This is a genomic window from Pseudomonas sp. GW821-FHT03E01 (assembly GCF_059420765.1).
In genome coordinates this window covers 398950-413349 of record NZ_JBWKUI010000004.1, presented here as the reverse complement: position 1 = coordinate 413349, position 14400 = coordinate 398950, and the positions used below count along the sequence as shown (strand labels likewise).

Below are 14400 nucleotides of genomic sequence, written 5' to 3'. Positions count from 1 at the left end.
TCAGGCGCGCCAACGCCAGCGGGCCAGGGCCTTGATGACTTTCATCCAGAGTTTGCGAGTGACCACCACGATGGCGTTTCCAGCAGGGGGTTGAACAGCGTCGGGCAACGTTATCTCAGCGGCCGGATCCAGGCAACCGGGAATTAGTTTGCGCAGATCATCGATCACCAGCGCCGGCGACTCTTCGGCAATCGGCCGACCGTGGTTATAACCGTAACTGAGGGCCACGCATTTGACCCCCGCCGCTTTCGCCGCCAGCACATCGCTACGCGAGTCGCCGACGAACAATGATTGCGACGCCGGAATGTTGGCCATTTTCATCACAAAAAACAGCGCAGCCGGATCAGGTTTCTGTTGTGGCAGGGTGTCGCCACCGATGATCCATTTGAAGTAACGGCCGATCTTCATCTGATCCAGCAACGGCGCGACGAAGCGCTCCGGCTTGTTGGTGATCAGCGCCATCGCCACGCCCTGCTTGTGCAGCCATTTCAGGGTGTCGCGCACACCGGGATAGACCACGGTCAGCTCATGCCCCTCACCGTAGGCCTCCATGAAAATCTGCAATGCACCCTCGGCTTCGCCATCATCGACCGATGAATGATCGATGCCGCCGGCCAGTGCACGGCGCACCAGCACCGGCGCGCCGTTGCCGACCCACTCACGCACCGGTTCGATGCCGACCGGGTCACGCCCGAGTTTGAGCAGCATGTTATCCACAGCCGCTGCGAGGTCAGGGACCGAATCGACCAGCGTGCCATCCAGATCGAACATCACCAGCCGCGGCAGACGCCCCGGGAACAGCTGCTCAAAACCGCTCATGGGCGAGCCAGCGCCAGTTCGGAGCGCATTTTTTCAATCACTTCCTGGTAGTTCGGCGCATTGAAGATCGCCGAGCCGGCCACGAAAGTGTCGGCGCCCGCAGCGGCGATTTCGCGAATGTTGTTCACGTTCACCCCGCCGTCGATTTCCAGGCGAATGTCACGTCCGGAAGCATCGATCAGCGCCCGAGCCTCACGCAGCTTGTCGAGGGTGGCTGGAATGAACTTCTGCCCGCCGAAGCCCGGGTTGACGCTCATCAGCAGGATCATGTCGACCTTGTCCATCACGTACTTGAGCACGTCCAGCGGGGTCGCCGGGTTGAACACCAGGCCCGCCTTGCAGCCGCCTTCGCGGATCAGTTGCAGGGAACGGTCGACGTGCAGCGTGGCTTCCGGGTGGAAGGTGATGTAGGTCGCACCGGCTTCGATGAAGTCACCGACGATGCGGTCCACCGGGCTGACCATCAGGTGCGCGTCGATCGGCGCGGTCACGCCGTACTTGCGCAGCGCGGAGCAGACCATCGGGCCGATGGTCAGGTTCGGCACGTAGTGGTTGTCCATGACATCGAAGTGCACGAAGTCGGCGCCGGCGGCCAGGACGTTGTCCACTTCCTCGCCCAGGCGGGCGAAGTCGGCGGAGAGAATCGACGGAGCAATAACGAAGGGCTGCATGACGCACCTTTTCTGAGCAGAATCACGATGGCGCGCATTGTATACCTCATGCTTTGACGCGCGCACCGTGCTGCGATGATTGGGGCAAGTCCTAGTAGGCCGCTCGGTAGATCTTCTCGATATCGGTGGCGCTCAACTTGCGCGGATTGTTGCGCATCAGGCGTTCGGTGCCAGCGGCTTCCACGGCCATGGCCGGGATCGCCTCCTCGGGCACCCCGAAACTGCGCAGACCTCGCGGGATCTCCACGGCGGCGCACAGCTCGGTCATCGCCTCCACGGCTTTATCCGCCGCCTCACTGGCGCTCAGATGAGCGGTCTTCACCCCCATGGCCTCGGCAATATCCTGCATGCGTTCCACGCAGGCCATCTTGTTCCAGGTCATGACATACGGCAGCAGCAAGGCATTGCTGACACCATGGGCAATGTTGAAACGCCCACCCAGCGGATACGCCAACGCATGCACCGCACCGACCCCGGCATTGCCGAACGCCATGCCGGCCATCAGGCTGGCGGTGGCCATGTCTTCGCGGGCTTGCAGGTGGGCGGGATTGGCGTAAGCCTTGGGCAGCGCCTTGGTAATCAGTTTGATCGCGCCAATGGCCAAGGCATCGGTGATGGGCGAGGCGTTGAGCGACAGGTAGGACTCGATGGCGTGCACCAGCGCATCGACGCCACTGGCGGCGGTGACACTGCGCGGGCAGGTCAGGGTCATTTGCGGGCTGACCAGCGCCACGTCCGGCAACAGGTAATCGCTGATGATGCCCATCTTCTGCTGCGCGACCTTGTCGGAGAGGATGGCCACGTTGGTCACTTCCGAACCGGTGCCAGCGGTGGTCGGGATGGCGATCAGCGGCGGGCCTTTGCGCGGCACCTGATCGATGCCGAACAAATCCTCCAGCGCACCGTGATAACCGGCATAGGCGGCAACACTCTTGGCGATATCGATGGCACTGCCGCCGCCGAGGCCGATCAGCCCGTCATGCCCACCCTCACGGTAAACCCGCATGCAATCTTCGACGATGGCGATTTCCGGGTCCGGCAACACCCGGTCGAAAATCTCATAACTGCGCTCGCCCAACTGCGCCAGCGCCAGCTCCACCGTGCCGGACTTGACCAGCGCGGCATCGGTGACGATCAGCGGGTTGTCGATGTCCAGACGTGTGAGCTCGGCCGCCAGTTGCTCGATGGCACCTGCGCCGGTGATCAGTTTGTGAGCGATTTTGAAAGAGGAAAGACTCATGTGCGCAGCCTCTTATAGATAGGGGAGCTGGGCACAATAGTAGCTGGGGATTGGGGTTTGTCTGCTATTAAGTTGGTGAATGATCGAGGTGCTTCTGTCGATCGTTCCCACGCTCGCGCGGGAACGATCACAGTTGGCGTCAGGCTTGGGCGGTACGCAGTTTTTCGCTGCGCCCACGCAGCCATTCCAGGGTCAGCAACAGGATCACCGAGAATGCGATCAGCAGCGTCGCGGCAGCGGCGATTGTCGGGCTGAGGTTTTCGCGGATGCCGCTGAACATCTGCCGAGGCAAGGTCGCTTGTTCGGGACCGGCGAGGAACAGCGTCACCACCACTTCATCGAACGAGGTAGCGAAGGCAAACAGCGCACCGGAAATCACCCCCGGCGCAATCAACGGCAAGGTCACCCGGCGGAACGTCGTCAGCGGCGAAGCTCCCAGGCTGGCCGCGGCCCGCACCAGGTTCTGGTTGAACCCCTGCAAGGTCGCCGATACCGTGATGATCACGAACGGCACGCCCAGCACGGCGTGCACCACGATCAACGAGGTATAGCTGTTGCCGAACCCCAGTGGCGCGAAGGTCAGGTAACTGGCCACACCAATGATCACCACCGGCACCACCATCGGCGAAATCACCAGCGCCATCACCAGCGCCTTGCCCGGGAAGTCGCCACGGGTCAGGCCGATCGCCGCCAGCGTACCGAAGATCATCGCCAGCACGGTCGCTGCCGGAGCCACGATCATGCTGTTCTTCAACGAACGCATCCATTCCGCCGAGGCAAAGAAGTCCTGATACCAGTGCAGCGAGAAGCCTTGCAGCGGGTAGACCAGAAAACTCCCTGAGTTGAACGACAGCGGAATGATCACCAGCACCGGCAAGATCAGGAACAACAAAATCAAGCCGCAGAGAATCCGCAAGCTGTAGAACCACACCCGTTCGATGGGCGACATATAAGGACTCAGCATTTCACTCTCCCCTTAGCTCAGGCGCAGGCGACTGGCGCCCACCAGCCAGCTGTAAATCAGATAAAGCACCACGGTCGCCAGCAGCAACAGTCCACCGAGCGCGGTCGCCATGCCCCAGTTGATGCTGGTGTTGGTGTAGAAGGCGACGAAGTAACTGACCATCTGATCGTTCGGGCTGCCCAGCAACGCCGGGGTGATGTAGTAGCCGATGGCGAGGATGAACACCAACAGGCAACCGGCGCCAACACCGGCATAGGTCTGCGGGAAGTACACCCGCCAGAAACTGGCGAACGGGTGGCAGCCCAGGGAAATCGCCGCACGCATGTAAGTCGGCGAGATACCTTTCATCACGCTGTAGATCGGCAGAATCATGAACGGCAGCAGGATGTGCACCATCGAGATGTAGACCCCGGTGCGGTTGAACACCAGCTCCAGCGGCTTATCGATGACGCCCATGGCCATCAGGCCGCTGTTGATCAAGCCGCCCGATTGCAGCAACACGATCCACGCCGCGACCCGAACCAGAATCGAGGTCCAGAACGGCAACAGCACCAGAATCATCAGCAGGTTGCTTTGGCGCGAGGGCAGGTTCGCCAGCAGGTAGGCCAGCGGATAAGCAAGCACCAGGCAGATCATGGTGATGATCAGGCCCATCCAGAACGTACGGGCAAAGATGTCGAGGTAGATCGCCTGATCGGGAGTGGCCCGGGCCAGTTCGCCGAGGTCGTCGATACGGTGATCGACGGCGGCCAGCAGGTAATAAGGCGTCACGCCACTGGTGTTGCGACGCACCACCTGCCAATAGGCCGGATCGCCCCAGCGTTCGTCGAGTCCTTCCAGCGCTTCTTTATAAGAAGCAGGCTCCGTGGCGAACGGCAAGGCGCGCGCGGTTTTGGTCAGCAGGCTGCGGTAGCCGGCCAACTCCATGTTCAAGCGCTTGGACAAATCACCCAAGGTCTGATTCTTGCGGGCTTCGGCGAGGTCTTCGCTGGCGGCCTTGTACACAGGCTCTGCCGGCAGGCCTCGGCCATCCCAACTGGCGATGGCTGCCACAGTGCGCGGCATCACGCCGACCACTTCCGGGTTACCGACGCTTTTGTAGAGCAGCGCCACGATCGGCACCAGGAACACCAGTAACAGAAACAGCACCAACGGCGCGATCAAGGCTTGTGCTTTCCAGCGGTTGATTCGCTCGGCGTGCTTTAGCCGCTGCTTCAAGGTGGGGTCGGTGCCCGCGTTCACGGGAACGGCGATAGCCATGGCGTACTCCGGAAATCTTTGATCGTTACAGAGGGTGGCACTCCATAACTGGGAGGCCACCTCTGTTCTTGTTAGCTACACATCGGCCCCTGTAGGAGCGAGGCTCGCCCGCGAAGACGGTGTGTCAGTCAACATTAATGTTGAATGTGCCGACGCCTTCGCGGGCAAGCCTCGCTCCTACAGGAGTGGATAAGCCCACGGGGTGGCCTTATTTTGCAGCCCAGGAATTGAAGCGCTGTTCCAGTTGCTCGCCGTTGTCAGCCCAGAAGCTGACGTCGATCTGCACCTGGTTGGCGATGTTTTCCGGGGTGGTCGGCATGTCTTTCAGGACATCCTTGGACAGCAATGGCACTGCCTGGGTGTTGGCCGGGCCGTAGGCGATGTTTTCCGAGTAGGTCTTCTGCTGTTGCGGCTGTACCGAGAATGCGATGAATTTCTTCGCAGCTTCGGCACGGGTCTTGTCCAGACCTTTTGGAATCGCCCACGCGTCGAAGTCGTAGATGCCGCCGTTCCACACCACTTTCAGGTTGCTTTCTTTTTGTACCGCGGCGATCCGGCCGTTGTAGGCCGAGCTCATGACCACGTCACCGGAGGCGAGGTATTGCGGCGGTTGTGCGCCGGCTTCCCACCACTGGATGCTTGGCTTGAGTTCATCGAGTTTCTTGAACGCGCGGTCCTGGCCATCTTTGCCGGCCAGCACTTTGTAGACGTCTTTCGGCGCAACGCCGTCAGCCATCAGTGCGAATTCCAGGGTGTACTTGGCGCCTTTACGCAGGCCGCGCTTGCCCGGGAATTTCTTGGTGTCCCAGAAATCAGCCCAACTGGTCGGAGCGGTTTTCAGCTTGTCGGCGTTGTAGGCCAGCACGGTCGACCACACGAAGAAGCCCACGCCGCAAGGCTGGATAGCGCCTTTGACGTAGTCTTCAGACTTGCCGAACAGCTTCGGATCAAGCTGCTCGAACATGTCTTCGTCGCAACCACGGGACAGTTCCGGCGATTCAACTTCCACCAGGTCCCAGGACACGCTCTTGGTGTCGACCATGGCTTTGACCTTGGCCATTTCGCCGTTGTATTCGCCAGCGACGATTTTGCCGTGGCCCGCCGCTTCCCATGGTGCGTAGAAGGCTTTGACCTGCGCCGCCTTGTTCGCCCCGCCAAAGGACACCACGGTCAGGTCCGGGCCAGCCGCCATCGCGTGCGCCGCGCCGATCATGCCGACGACCAGGGCGGTGAATTTCAGGGATCTCAACATTTATTGTTCTCTCCACGTGCAGGGTTGGTGTTGGTGAAGCAGGGGGCGATCAATGCGCCTCTAGAAGTGGGTCGAGCGCGCGAACGTGTTCGACCTGCCAGCCAAGCGGTACCACGTCGCCGACAGCCAGCGCAGGATCGAGCTCGGCAATCGGTTGTTTCACGAAGAAGTCGGTCTTGCCGCAGACTTCCAGGCGAACCCGGACGTGGTCGCCCAGATAGATGAATTCCGCCACCCTTCCCGAGAAGCGGTTGACACAGGACTCGCTCGAGCCATTGAGGCTCACGCGCTCCGGACGAATCGACAGTGTGACGGGTTCGCCGGTCTTGCCGACGTTGACCGCCAGTGCTTCAACCTTTTCACCACGACCGAGCTCGACCACGCAGCGATCACCGGTGTGGCTGTGCAAGCGGCCGTTGAGGCGGTTGTTCTCGCCGATGAAGTTGGCGACGAAAGTATTTTTCGGCTCTTCGTAGAGCGTGCGCGGTGGCGCGATCTGCTGGATCTCGCCCTGGTGGAATACGGCGACGCGGTCGGACATGGTCAGGGCTTCGCCCTGGTCGTGGGTCACGTAGACCACGGTCACGCCGAGGCGCTGGTGCAGGTGTTTGATTTCCATCTGCATGTGTTCACGCAGTTGTTTGTCCAGTGCGCCGAGGGGTTCGTCCATCAGCACCAGTTGCGGTTCGAACACCAGGGCACGGGCCAGGGCCACACGCTGCTGCTGACCGCCGGACAGTTGCGCCGGATAGCGCTGGGCGAAAGTATCGAGCTGAACCATGCTCAGCACACGCTTGACCCGGTCACTGACGTCGCTCTTGTTCAAACCGCGCACGGTCAGCGGGAACGCCAGGTTCTCGGAGACGGTCATGTGCGGAAACAACGCATAGTTCTGGAACACCATGCCGATGTCGCGCTTGTGCGGTGGCACGTTGTTGATGGAACGCCCGGCCAGTTGAATCTCCCCGGCGGTCGGGGTTTCGAAGCCGGCGAGCATCATCAGACTGGTGGTCTTGCCGGATCCGGATGGCCCGAGCAAGGTCAGGAATTCGCCTTTGCGAATCTCCAGGTTGAGGTCTTTGACGATCAGGTTCTCGCCGTCGTAGCTCTTTTGCACTCCACGAAAGCTGACCAGAATATCGTTGGCCCCTGCGCTTGAATCAACCTGGCTCATACCCACACCTTTGTTATTGATGACTGCTGTGGACTAAGCCTAGTGGACGCTGGGAGCCGCGCAAATCGGGGCGCAGGAGAGAATCGCCTCAGCCGGATGGAAGGTTGGGGGTAGGGATTGCCCTACAAGGATGGCGGGGATGGATATGTCGATTCTTGATGGCGACAGACGGTGAGCTGCAAGCCACAGGAACCGGTAAAAGCGGCTTTGCATGCATGTCGTAAATGGACATGCCTCTTCTTTCTGTAGGAGCGAGGCTTGCCCGCGAAGGCGATCTCACTGGCGCCAAAAGCTTCGCGGGCAAGCCTCGCTCCTACAAAATCCACAGTGAACCCTGGATCACAGGAGTTTGTGTTCCATCGCGTACTTCACCAGTTCGGCCAGGGAGGTGATGTTGAGTTTCTGCATCAGCCGCGCCTTGTGGGTACTGATGGTTTTGCTGCTCAAGGCCAGTTGCTGGGCGATGTCGTTGACGTTGGCGCCCTGGGCCAGGCGTTCGAATACCGAGAATTCACGCTCCGACAGCAACGAGTGCAACGGCCGCGCATCGGTCAGGCCAACCTCGAAAACCATGCGGTCGGCCAGGTCCGGATCAATGTAGCGCCCGCCCGCCGCGACCTTGCGAATCGCCGTCAGCAACAATGCCGGATCGCTGTCCTTGGTCGCGTAACCCGCAGCGCCGACCTTCAACGCCCGAGCGGCCATCTGCGCTTCGTCGTGCATCGACAGCACCAGAATCGCCGGCGGATTGCTCATGGCGCGAATCCGCGGGATCGCCTCCAGGCCGTTGACCCCGGGCATGGAGATGTCCAGCAACACCACTTCGCAGGGAACATGGCGCAAGGTATCGAGCAACTGCTCGCCATTGCTCGCCTCCCCGACCACCAGCAAGTCCTTGGCCAGGCCGATCAATTGCTTGATGCCTTCGCGAACGATGGTGTGGTCTTCGGCTACCAATACACGGATCACGTTCTTCTCCATTCTTCTTATGTCAGAACCAAGATCTATCGCAGGCTTGCCTGCAAAGGCGCCAGCTCAAACAACACAAAACCATCAGGCTTCATCCAGCGGCACTCGCACCGTCAGGGTCGTGCCCTCCCCCGGCTCACTCTCAAGCGACAATTGCCCGCCCATGATCAACACCCGCTCACGCATGCCAACCACGCCGAAGGATGTCGGCCTGCCAGGCGCAGCGACAAATCCTACGCCATCATCGCTGACAGTCAGACAAAGCTCATCGCCCTCAAGGGCCAGCGTCAGTTCAACAGTATGCGCCTGGGCGTGGCGCATGACATTGGTCAGCGCCTCCTGAAGGATCCGGAACAGGCCGATGGCCTTGGCATCGCTGAGCACCGGCAAGTTATCCGGCACTTGTACCAGACACGGAATATGCGTGCGCGCCTCGAACCGTCGGGCCTGCCACTCGATGGCCGAGGCGATCCCGGCATCGAGAATCGGTGGCCGCAGCGCCGTGGCCACATCACGCACCAGTTGAAACAGCTGCGCGATCAAACGCTTCATGCTGTTCAAGCGCTCGTGCAGGCCCGGATCGAGCTGCGCATACGCCAACTCGCACATGGACGTTTCCAGCTTCAACACCGTCAACATCTGCCCCAGCTCGTCGTGAACTTCCCGGGCAATCCGCGCCTTCTCCTCTTCCCTCACGCTCTCCAGGTGCGCAGACAACTCGCGCAACTGCTCACGGGAGCTGGCCAGCTCCAGCTCGATGCGCTTGCTCTCGGTGATGTCCCAGACGATCCCGTCCCAGACATAGGCGCCGTCTTCCAGTCGGCGGGTAATGGCCTTGATCTCAGCCCAGCGTTGTTCGCCCTGACGGGTCAGAATCCGTCCCTGCCACGACCAGTCGCTGTCGGTGTCCAGTGCATGGTCCTGGGTCTGGTGATAACTGGCCTTGTCATCCGGATGCACCAGGCTGCGCAGGCCTTTGTCACGATGGGCCAGGGTGGCGGGCGAGTAGCCCACCAGGCTCTCGCTGCCTTCACTGATGTAGGCAAAGTCGATCTGCCCGGTCACTGGCGCGCGCTCCAGACGAAAGACCAGCCCGGGGACGTTGGCGGCGATCCCCTGCAGCCGTGCTTCACTTTCCTGCAAGGCGGCCAGGGCGCGACGACGCTCGGTGACATCATTGAGGTAAACCACCAGGTATTCGCCCTCGCGAAAACGCAGGAAGCTCAACGAGACATCCGCCGGCAGAATACTGCCATCGGCCCGCACACAATTGGTTTCGAAACTTAGCGGCCCTTCCTCACTGGCCCGGGCGCGTTTCCACAGGCTCAGCCAGCGGTCCATGTGCAAACCGGGCTCGAAATCGATCAAGGGTCGATCAATGATCCCGCCCGCCGGATAGCCGAGCATGCTTTCGGCGGCACGGTTGGCGTAGCGCACATGGCTGTCCCAGTTGACCCAAAGGATGCCGACGGTGCTTTGATCGATGGAGAACTGCGTGAGGCGCAAGGCCTCTTCGCTAGCCTCGCGCAGGGCAATGTCTTCGCGCGCCGCCAGCAAACGCTGCTCCAGACTGTGTTGCTGACGACGCTGCCAGAACACAATGGCCATGCTGCTCAGCAATAACACCAGCAACAGCAGGCAGAGGTTTTTCCAGAAAACCGGTGAATCGGACAGCCGCGGGTACTTGGGTTGCAGCCATTGATCATGCAGTCGCTCGAGGTCTTTGGCCGGAATCGCGCGCAGCGCGTTTTCGACGATGCCGGCCAACTCCGGCCAGTCCCGACGCGTGGCCACTCGCAACAGTTGCGGGAAACCGATGTCGCCCACCACGGCCAGCCCGGCAAACTCGGGTTCGGCTGACAGACGCCCGAATTGCGCTTCATCGACCACCGCGTAACCGGCCTGCTGACTCAACAACAGTTGCAGCGCCTGGCGCTCCAGAGGCACGCCCTGCAGGTTCAAATGCGGATAGGTACTACGCAAGAAATCGGCGGTGACGCTGGGCATGCGCACGGCGACGCGGGTCTGACTGTCGAGTTTTTCCAGCTCCACCACACCGGTGCTCTTCTGGTCGCTGACCACCAGTTGCGGCACCCGCATGTACGGATCGGAAAACTGCCAGAATCGTAAACCGGCGGGGGTTTGGGTCAGCCCCGGCGCGATATCGATATCGCCTTCGCGCGCGGCGGCTTCCAGTTGCGCAAGATCAGGATAATTACGCCAGCTCAGCTCGACCTTGAGCGACTTGGCCAGCCACTTCATCAACTCGATGTTGACCCCGGACAGGCGCTGCAAGCGGCGATCGTATTGAGCATAGGGCACTTGCAATACAACCCCGACCCGCAACTCTTCATGCTGCGCCAGCCATTGCTGTTGCGCCGAAGACAATGACACGACATGCGCCGGTGGCGCGGGAGCCGCCCAGCCCATCAAGGGAAACCACAAACAGCCGATAACCCACAGGCAGCGAAAATGCATCATCGAAGTCTCACACACTGACAAATACTGACCAACCCATTAGGCTGCCGGAATTAACTTCTGGCCTGGAATATCCGATGCCCCCTGTCTACCGCCTGGCACTGCCAGCATTGTGCCTGTCGCTGATCCTGCCGTGCGCCTTTTCCGTCGAGGCGGCCGACCCGGCACCTGCCACTGCGGAAAAGCCCGCCGAAGAAAAACCGGTCGAACGCCAGCCGCTGCTTGAGCGTAGCCAGGAAGAATCGACGGCACTTGAGCGAAAAATTCCTGCGCAGGAACAGCAGCAACTGCAAGCCGGTACCGACAGTTTTCTCGCCCTGTGGAAGCCGGCCAATACCGCCGACCCCAAAGGCGCGGTGATTATCATCCCGGGTGCCGGCGAAACCGTTGACTGGCCGCAAGCGATTAGCCCGTTGCGCCGCCAATTGCCGGACGCCGAGTGGAGCAGCCTGAGTATCACCTTGCCGGACCTGCAAAGCGAAGCCATTGCGCCACGTATCGTCGAAGTGGCGCCAGCGCCCAAAGCGCCTGATACCGGCAACAAAGACTCGACCACCGCGGCGCCCATCGAACAGGCCGCCGGCGGCGAAGCGGAGGTGGCCGACAAGGCTATCGCCGAAACCACCGAAGAACACGCCAAAGCCGACGCCGAGCGAATTTTCGCCCGCATCGACGCGGCCATCGCTTATGCCGAACAGCATAGCGCTCGCAAAGTCGTCGTGCTGGGGCATGGCACCGGCGCTTACTGGGCCGCGCGCTATCTGAGCGAGAAGCAGCCATCGCAAGTCGAGAAGTTCGTGATGGTCGCCGCCCAGACGCCTGTTACGGCGAAGCCTGAGCTTGCCGAGTTGACGCCGACGATCAAGCTGCCGACCGCCGACATCTTCTATATGGACAAACCACTGGATCGCAATGCGGCACTGGAACGCTTGCAGGCCAATAAACGTTTGAAGACATCGGCGTTCAGCCAGGTCTCGCTCAAGGCACTGCCGGGCAATGCCAAGGCTGAGCAAGAGCAGTTGGTTCGCCGGGTGCGGGGATGGTTGAATCCGCAGCCTGCGGCGGACTGATGGATCGCGTCGCCCCACTCGCGGGCGACACAACTCTGCCCTGCTATCGAAAGTCCCGCCGTTCACGAATCAACGTGTAGGCGTTGTGCAATTCACGAGTCTTGTCCGTCGCCTCACGAACCTGCAACGCCGTCGCACCGCTGCCGGCAATCTTGTCCGGATGATGGCGACTGAGCAGGCGTCGATAGGCGCGTTTGATCTGTGCTGGCTCGCTGGTCGCCGACACTCCCAATAACCGCAAGGCGTCCTGATACGTAATCGCGCTGCTGACCAACGGTCGCTTCGGCTCGTAGTCACTCGCCAGTGCCTGTACCTGTTGCGGCGTCCAGCCCAACCATTTGCCCCACTGGGCAATCAGTTCGCGCTCGCTGCTACCGGCGCGGCCATCGGCCCAGACCATCCGCCAACAGGCACGCAACACGCCTTCCGCCGCATGGGGCTGAGCACTCAAGCGTCGCAGATAGCCACGCAACCGATCATGCCCCGACTTGCCGCGGTTGAACGCCGCTATCGCCCGACGTTGCGCCGACTCGGTCATCTCCAGCGCACGCATTTCCTGTCGCGCCTGCTGAATGTGGCCATCCACTACCCGCCCATCACTCTTGGCCAATCGGCCCAGCAACACGAACAGCAGTTCATCGTTGCGCAGCACCGAGCGGCCACCGAACTTTTCCCATAAATGCGCCCAGCTCTGCAGGTGCAAGCGCCGATCCAGCGCCTGTCCCAATAAAGCACCGAGCATGGCCCCCGGAATGCTGGCTATGGCAAAGCCCGCTCCGGCTCCAATCAGAGTCCCTGGCCACAACATGTCAGCGTCTCGCTTCTATCAAGGTTTCTACTTCAGCCAGGCGCTCGTGAGTGCCGACATCTACCCAATGTCCATTCAGGCGCTCGCCCGTCACTTGTCCATCGGCCATGGCTTTGCGCAACAATGGCGCAAGCTTGAAGGCCCCGGCCGAGCAACCGTCAAACAGCTGCGGGTGCAGCACGGCGATGCCGCTGTAGGTCAGGGTTGGGGTATCCGGCTGACCGTCCTGCACATGGCCATCGACCAGAGTGAAGTCCCCGCTCGGGTGATGCGCCGGGTTGTCCGCCAGGATCAAATGGGCGAGCCCGACGATGGGCTGGTGCAACACGCTGAAGTCGTAGTCGGTCCAGATGTCGCCGTTGACCACCACAAAAGCCTCATCACCCAACAACGGCAACGCGCGGAAAATACCACCACCGGTTTCCAGCGGTTCACCTTCCGGCGAATACTGAATGCTCACGCCATATTTCGAGCCATCGCCCAGATAATCTTCGATCTGCTGACCGAGCCAGGCATGGTTGATCACGATCTCGGTAAACCCTGCTGCCGCCAGCGCGCGCAAGTGATACTCGATCAAGGGCGCTCCGCCGGCGCGAACCAGCGGTTTTGGCGTGGTCAAGGTCAGCGGACGCATGCGCTCGCCTTTACCCGCCGCCAGAATCATTGCCTTCATGCCTTCACTCCAGCACGCAGACTGGCCAGCAACACATCCAGCTCAGCCAATTCGGGGCGACGGGCAATGACCGCGTCTATATAAGCAAAGAAGCGCGGCACATCGCTGAGATAGCGTGGCTTGCCGTCGCGATGGCAAATACGGGCGAAGATGCCGATGACTTTCAAGTGACGCTGCACGCCCATCAGGTCGCTGGCGCGCAGAAAGTCTTCAAAGTCCGGCTGAACCGGGATGTCGAGCGCACCGGCTTGCTGCCAGTAATCTTCCAGCCAGCCGCGTACGCGTTCTTCAGGCCAGCTGAGGAAGGCGTCCTTGAACAGGCAGGTCACGTCATAGGTCACCGGCCCGTAGACTGCGTCCTGGAAATCCAGCACGCCGGGATTCGGCTCGCTGATCATCAGGTTGCGCGGCATGTAGTCGCGATGCACCAGGACTTTAGGCTGAGCCAGAGCGCTGTCGATCAGCAGGTCGCTGACCTGCTGCCAGAGCACCTGCTGCGCAGCATCGAACTCGATACCCAGTTCGCGCTTCACGTACCACTCGGGGAACAGTTCGAGCTCGCGACGCAGCAGCGCGACGTCATAACTCGGCAGCGGCGCCACCATCGGCAATTGCTGGAAAGCCAACAACGCTTGCAGGGCATCCTTGAACAAATCGTCGGCATTTTCGCTGTCGATCACGTCCAGATAAGTCTTGTTGCCCAAGTCATTGAGCAAAAGGAAACCGCGCTCGAGGTCCTCGGCATAAATTTTCGGCACGTTTATGCCGGATTTCGCCAGCAGAAAAGCGATATCCACAAAGGGTTTGCAGTTTTCCTGGGGCGGTGGCGCGTCCATCACGACGAAACTTCTGCCTGCGCCTTCCCAGCGGAAATAGCGCCGAAAACTCGCGTCGCTACTGGCCGCGGTCAACGTGGCCGGGGGCACGGTGCCCCAACCTTGTTCTGCAAAGAGGATAGCCAACTGTTCATCGAGCCAAACTTTCAGGTGTTGCAAGCGTACATCTTGGTCAGGCATTGCAAG

Annotated in this window: 13 protein-coding genes; 1 reads left to right on the top strand and 12 read right to left on the bottom strand. The window is 60.8% G+C overall.

The features are described 5' to 3' along the window. The 9 genes from AC07VO_RS09650 to AC07VO_RS09610 form a co-directional block, all read right to left on the bottom strand. Positions 1–819: a phosphoglycolate phosphatase gene (locus AC07VO_RS09650; RefSeq protein WP_018928866.1), complete on the bottom strand. Its 819-nt coding sequence runs from the start codon at positions 817–819 to the stop codon at positions 1–3. Beyond that, a complete protein-coding gene (rpe, locus tag AC07VO_RS09645) occupies positions 816–1490 on the bottom strand; it encodes a ribulose-phosphate 3-epimerase (protein WP_007941649.1) in 675 nt (224 codons plus the stop codon). The genes AC07VO_RS09650 and rpe overlap by 4 nt, the downstream gene beginning before the upstream one ends. Before the next feature lie 91 nt (positions 1491–1581). Then, complete coding sequence (locus AC07VO_RS09640; RefSeq protein ID WP_086944460.1) at positions 1582–2730, bottom strand: iron-containing alcohol dehydrogenase; 1149 nt, start codon at positions 2728–2730, stop codon at positions 1582–1584. A gap of 139 nt (positions 2731–2869) precedes the next feature. Continuing rightward, on the bottom strand, positions 2870–3694 hold the full coding sequence (locus AC07VO_RS09635; protein WP_018928864.1) for an ABC transporter permease: 825 nt from the start codon (positions 3692–3694) through the stop codon (positions 2870–2872). 12 nt (positions 3695–3706) lie between these two features. Next, positions 3707–4954, bottom strand: a complete 1248-nt coding sequence (locus AC07VO_RS09630; protein ID WP_018928863.1) for an ABC transporter permease — start codon at positions 4952–4954, stop codon at positions 3707–3709. Between the two features lie 208 nt (positions 4955–5162). Further along, on the bottom strand, positions 5163–6206 hold the full coding sequence (locus AC07VO_RS09625) for an ABC transporter substrate-binding protein (protein ID WP_018928862.1): 1044 nt from the start codon (positions 6204–6206) through the stop codon (positions 5163–5165). Between the two features lie 49 nt (positions 6207–6255). Then, the gene (locus AC07VO_RS09620) at positions 6256–7380 is read right to left on the bottom strand and encodes an ABC transporter ATP-binding protein (protein WP_086944459.1); all 1125 of its coding nucleotides are present in this window, start codon (positions 7378–7380) and stop codon (positions 6256–6258) included. A 339-nt stretch (positions 7381–7719) separates the two neighbouring features. Continuing rightward, positions 7720–8361 (bottom strand): response regulator, encoded by a 642-nt coding sequence (locus AC07VO_RS09615; protein ID WP_172901164.1) that lies wholly within the window; start codon positions 8359–8361, stop codon positions 7720–7722. Between the two features lie 72 nt (positions 8362–8433). Beyond that, positions 8434–10830 (bottom strand): PAS domain-containing sensor histidine kinase, encoded by a 2397-nt coding sequence (locus AC07VO_RS09610; RefSeq protein ID WP_086944458.1) that lies wholly within the window; start codon positions 10828–10830, stop codon positions 8434–8436. A 74-nt stretch (positions 10831–10904) separates the two neighbouring features. Between AC07VO_RS09610 and AC07VO_RS09605 the strand changes: the two genes are divergently transcribed. Then, the gene (locus AC07VO_RS09605; protein WP_086944457.1) at positions 10905–11897 is read left to right on the top strand and encodes an alpha/beta hydrolase family protein; all 993 of its coding nucleotides are present in this window, start codon (positions 10905–10907) and stop codon (positions 11895–11897) included. A gap of 43 nt (positions 11898–11940) precedes the next feature. Here AC07VO_RS09605 and AC07VO_RS09600 read toward each other — a convergent pair whose 3' ends face one another. Genes AC07VO_RS09600 through AC07VO_RS09590 form a run of 3 tightly spaced genes read right to left on the bottom strand, consistent with a single transcriptional unit; the run spans position 11941 to position 14394 of the window. After that, positions 11941–12705, bottom strand: a complete 765-nt coding sequence (locus AC07VO_RS09600; RefSeq protein ID WP_026286624.1) for a TerB family tellurite resistance protein — start codon at positions 12703–12705, stop codon at positions 11941–11943. Position 12706: 1 nt separating this feature from the next. Beyond that, entirely contained in the window at positions 12707–13378 is a 672-nt protein-coding gene (gene murU / locus AC07VO_RS09595) for an N-acetylmuramate alpha-1-phosphate uridylyltransferase MurU (protein WP_086944456.1), read from the bottom strand. Then, complete coding sequence (locus AC07VO_RS09590; protein WP_086944455.1) at positions 13375–14394, bottom strand: aminoglycoside phosphotransferase family protein; 1020 nt, start codon at positions 14392–14394, stop codon at positions 13375–13377. The genes murU and AC07VO_RS09590 overlap by 4 nt, the downstream gene beginning before the upstream one ends. Positions 14395–14400 lie beyond the last annotated feature (6 nt).

What these genes read in the sequence shown, in the direction of transcription:
- AC07VO_RS09650 (WP_018928866.1), bottom strand. Translation starts at nt 819, where the DNA reads ATGAGCGGTTTTGAGCAGCTGTTCCCGGGGCGTCTGCCGCGGCTGGTG.
- rpe (WP_007941649.1), bottom strand. Translation starts at nt 1,490, where the DNA reads ATGCAGCCCTTCGTTATTGCTCCGTCGATTCTCTCCGCCGACTTCGCC.
- AC07VO_RS09640 (WP_086944460.1), bottom strand. Translation starts at nt 2,730, where the DNA reads ATGAGTCTTTCCTCTTTCAAAATCGCTCACAAACTGATCACCGGCGCA.
- AC07VO_RS09635 (WP_018928864.1), bottom strand. Translation starts at nt 3,694, where the DNA reads ATGCTGAGTCCTTATATGTCGCCCATCGAACGGGTGTGGTTCTACAGC.
- AC07VO_RS09630 (WP_018928863.1), bottom strand. Translation starts at nt 4,954, where the DNA reads ATGGCTATCGCCGTTCCCGTGAACGCGGGCACCGACCCCACCTTGAAG.
- AC07VO_RS09625 (WP_018928862.1), bottom strand. Translation starts at nt 6,206, where the DNA reads ATGTTGAGATCCCTGAAATTCACCGCCCTGGTCGTCGGCATGATCGGC.
- AC07VO_RS09620 (WP_086944459.1), bottom strand. Translation starts at nt 7,380, where the DNA reads ATGAGCCAGGTTGATTCAAGCGCAGGGGCCAACGATATTCTGGTCAGC.
- AC07VO_RS09615 (WP_172901164.1), bottom strand. Translation starts at nt 8,361, where the DNA reads ATGGAGAAGAACGTGATCCGTGTATTGGTAGCCGAAGACCACACCATC.
- AC07VO_RS09610 (WP_086944458.1), bottom strand. Translation starts at nt 10,830, where the DNA reads ATGATGCATTTTCGCTGCCTGTGGGTTATCGGCTGTTTGTGGTTTCCC.
- AC07VO_RS09605 (WP_086944457.1), top strand. Translation starts at nt 10,905, where the DNA reads ATGCCCCCTGTCTACCGCCTGGCACTGCCAGCATTGTGCCTGTCGCTG.
- AC07VO_RS09600 (WP_026286624.1), bottom strand. Translation starts at nt 12,705, where the DNA reads ATGTTGTGGCCAGGGACTCTGATTGGAGCCGGAGCGGGCTTTGCCATA.
- murU (WP_086944456.1), bottom strand. Translation starts at nt 13,378, where the DNA reads ATGAAGGCAATGATTCTGGCGGCGGGTAAAGGCGAGCGCATGCGTCCG.
- AC07VO_RS09590 (WP_086944455.1), bottom strand. Translation starts at nt 14,394, where the DNA reads ATGCCTGACCAAGATGTACGCTTGCAACACCTGAAAGTTTGGCTCGAT.